This is a genomic window from Halomonas sp. SIMBA_159 (genome assembly GCF_046536035.1).
Classification (GTDB): Bacteria; Pseudomonadota; Gammaproteobacteria; order Pseudomonadales; family Halomonadaceae; genus Vreelandella; species Vreelandella venusta_A.
Genome location: NZ_JAWJBT010000175.1, coordinates 1 through 367, shown reverse-complemented (window position 1 = coordinate 367; position 367 = coordinate 1). Strand labels below are relative to the sequence as shown.

1 protein-coding gene is annotated in these 367 nt (G+C 46.6%); it reads right to left on the bottom strand.

What is annotated here, in order from left to right:
* Nucleotides 1-367, bottom strand: a 367-nt coding sequence (locus tag R0J87_RS18880; RefSeq protein WP_498888137.1) for a ribonucleotide reductase barrel domain-containing protein, incomplete at both ends; no start/stop codon positions are given.

Genomic DNA, 367 nt, shown 5'->3' with positions numbered 1-367 from the left:
AGCGTTTTTTACGGATACTGCTGTCGTTTTCGTACTGCACATACAGCTGCTCAAACTTTTCCTGATCTTCAAAAAACGCATCGTATAAGCCGGGTACATCAGATGGGCTAAACAGCGTAATATAATCATCTTTAATTAAGCGGGTGTACATCAGGCGGTTAAACTGCACACCGTAATCCAAATGACGAACACGGTTCTCTTCAACACCACGGTTATTTTTCAGTACCAGCAGTGATTCCACTTCAAGGTGCCACAGCGGATAAAACAGTGTTGCAGCGCCGCCGCGCACACCACCTTGCGAGCAGCTTTTTACGGCAGTCTGAAAGTGCTTGTAAAACGGAATACAACCGGTGTGGAATGCCTCTCC